The organism is Anaerosporobacter sp. (assembly GCF_031551385.1).
Classification (GTDB): domain Bacteria; phylum Bacillota; class Clostridia; order Lachnospirales; family Lachnospiraceae; genus Anaerosporobacter.
Map to the genome: position 1 here is coordinate 1 of NZ_JAVBNS010000047.1, position 2,841 is coordinate 2,841.

3 protein-coding genes are annotated in these 2,841 nt (G+C 36.3%); all 3 read left to right on the forward strand.

Annotated elements, in window-relative coordinates:
* Positions 1-277 precede the first annotated feature (277 nt).
* The 3 genes from RMR19_RS05570 (at position 278) to RMR19_RS05580 (ending at position 2,376) form a co-directional block, all read left to right on the forward strand.
* Entirely contained in the window at positions 278-955 is a 678-nt protein-coding gene (locus tag RMR19_RS05570) for a zinc ribbon domain-containing protein (RefSeq protein WP_310602513.1), read from the forward strand.
* 135 nt (positions 956-1,090) lie between these two features.
* The gene (locus RMR19_RS05575) at positions 1,091-1,339 is read left to right on the forward strand and encodes a single-stranded DNA-binding protein (protein ID WP_310602514.1); all 249 of its coding nucleotides are present in this window, start codon (positions 1,091-1,093) and stop codon (positions 1,337-1,339) included.
* Between the two features lie 38 nt (positions 1,340-1,377).
* Positions 1,378-2,376, forward strand: a complete 999-nt coding sequence (locus RMR19_RS05580) for a YobI family P-loop NTPase (protein WP_310602515.1) — start codon at positions 1,378-1,380, stop codon at positions 2,374-2,376.
* The last annotated feature ends 465 nt before the right edge of the window (positions 2,377-2,841 follow it).

Consider the following 2,841-nt stretch of genomic DNA (forward strand, 5'->3'; position numbering starts at 1 on the left):
CTGATTTCTTTAACGCTATTATTTGCTTTTTAAAGTCATCTGTATAATTTTTAATTTTTCCTGGCATAGTATCTTTCCTTTCTTTTTTTATATCATACCATATCCAAATACAACTTGTCTAATATATTATAACCGATCTAAATATATCGGGGACGCACTGCTCCAAAAGACCTATACGGTTGACTTTCTCACCAAAAAACGTGTTGTAAATAACGGTCATGTACCACAGTATTATTTGGAAGGCTGCCACGAAGCCATTATTCCAAGAGAACTATATATGCAGGTGCAAGAGGAACTGGTTCGCCGAGCAAATTTAAAAACGGGTAAGGCTGACGGCAGCAAGAGAGTTTACAGTTCTAAATATGCACTTTCAAGCATTGTGTTCTGCGGTGGGTGCGGAGATATTTACCGTAGAATTCACTGGAATAACAGAGGCAAGAAGTCAGTGGTTTGGCGCTGCGTTGGAAGGCTTGAGGATAAAAATTCGGACTGCGATTCCCCTACCATTCTTGAGGAAGATTTACAGAGAGGTGTCCTCAAGGCTATAAATCGAGTGATAACCGACAGTAACGGTTTCATAGAGGTTTTGGAGTGTAACATTGCCACGGTGCTTGGGGTTGATTTCGACAAAGATACTTCCGAAATTGAGAGCCAACTTGTAGAACTGCAAGAGCAGATTGTTCGAGCGGCAAACAGAAAAGAGCACTACGATACCTTGGTGAATGAAATATTCCGATTGAGAGAAGCAAAACAGTCTATGCAGGAATATAACGCAGACCGCAAAGGCAAGCGACAGCGAGTGGCTGATATGACCGCATTCCTTAAAGAGCAAACTGGCGAAATGACGGAGTATGATGATAAGCTGGTGCGCCAGTTGGTGGAACGGATGGATATATGCGAAAGCCACCTCTCTGTAATATTTAAATCTGGCATTAAAATAGAAATCAACTTATAATACACTTGCCCTATTCACAGAGTGTTCTTACTTGTGGATAGGGCTATTTTTTTGCCCTCAGATTGACAAACTCTGAAAAGTGGGTATAATAGTATTATTAACAACATTGTTATTGTGGTTGTCAGGAGGAAAGCAATGATTGACGTTAACGGATTGTTGGAGTTAGCAATAAAGGAAACTGAAAATTTATTAGAGGGTGAAATATTTCTTGTTAAGGAGTTGTTCAAGGGATACGAGTGGAATCGAATTCCACGCAATGATAGATTGTTGCTCGGAACACTATTTCTCAATCATGTTAATAAGACTGGAGGGTCAATTCAGGTGATTGAAAAAACAAGCTCTGGTCAACAAAAATATAAAGCAAGTGTACAAAATAGCATGTAATACAATCGGTGTTTGTGAACTAATACGGAGGATTATGTATGTCTGAGAGAAAACCCAAATTTCAAAAATTGACACCAATTAGAGATGCCGAAATCGGAATATATAGTGAGGCTCTGGACTATGTTTTTGAAAATAATGATTTGAGAAACATTGCTATTTCAGGTGCATATAGTGCTGGAAAAAGCAGTGTTTTAGAATCGTATAAAACATTACATTTAGACAAAAACTTCCTCCATATTTCGCTGGCGCATTTTCGGTCAGAAGATGATAGCTCAGATGATATAGATACGGCATCAAATGATAGACTAGAATCAGATACAGTAAAAGAATCAGTTTTAGAAGGGAAAATTCTCAATCAGCTAATTCATCAAATTTCACCAAACTGTATCCCACAGACAAACTTTAGAATAAAGCAAAACTTTTCACCACGCAAACTGGCGTGCCTAGTAATGGCAACAGCCGTCTTTGTTCTTGCACTCCTTCATATTTTGTTTTTCAGTGGCTGGCAGGGATATGTTGGTAGTATTTCGAATGTATGGATAAAAAACATTTTGAGTTTCACAGTAGATAATAGTTCTCCACTTATAAGTGGTACTATTTGTGCTATCTTAGCAATAGCCTTGATATACTACATTTATAAGGCGCAGGCCAATAAAGGTATATTCAAGAGAGTTAGCGCGGATAAATTTGAGATTGAAATTTTTGAAGGCAGTGACGATTCATATTTTGATAAATATCTCAATGAGGTGCTGTACTTATTCGAGCAATGTAAAGCAGATGTAATTGTCTTTGAGGATATGGATAGATACAATGCCAATCGCATCTTTGAGCGGCTACGGGAAGTAAATACACTAATAAACGTTCAAAGAAATAAGGGGGCGAAGGCTAAACCTCTTCGCTTTCTTTATCTTTTGCGCGACGATATTTTTGTATCCAAGGATAGGACAAAGTTCTTTGATTTTATCATTCCTATTGTTCCTGTTGTCGATGGTTCAAATTCTTATGACCAGTTTATGAAACACCTAGATCGGTTATAATATATTAGACAAGTTGTATTTGGATATGGTATGATATAAAAAAAGAAAGGAAAGATACTATGCCAGGAAAAATTAAAAATTATACAGATGACTTTAAAAAGCAAATAATAGCGTTAAAGAAATCAGGAAAATCAATGAGTTACATAAAGAATATAACATAGCAAAATCAACCATTTGCAAATGGACAGTAGACTATAATAATTCAGGTTCACTTAAAGCTGTAGATAACAGAACACCAGAAGAAAATGAAATGATTAAGTTAAAAAAGGATTTAGCACAGCTACAGATGGAGAATGATATTTTAAAGTAAGCAGCGCTGATAATGGCACGAAAATAGATATAATCTTATCCAATAAAGACAAGTACAGTATCAGCGCAATGTGCAGACTATTAAAAATACCTCGTAGTTTAGTATATTATAAAAGTAAGAAAAATAAAGAAAAAGAGACAGAAATAATAAATGCA

Excerpts from the sequence above, each read along its gene's own strand:
- RMR19_RS05570 (WP_310602513.1), top strand. The coding sequence starts at position 278 with ATGCAGGTGCAAGAGGAACTGGTTCGCCGAGCAAATTTAAAAACGGGT.
- RMR19_RS05575 (WP_310602514.1), top strand. The coding sequence starts at position 1,091 with ATGATTGACGTTAACGGATTGTTGGAGTTAGCAATAAAGGAAACTGAA.
- RMR19_RS05580 (WP_310602515.1), top strand. The coding sequence starts at position 1,378 with ATGTCTGAGAGAAAACCCAAATTTCAAAAATTGACACCAATTAGAGAT.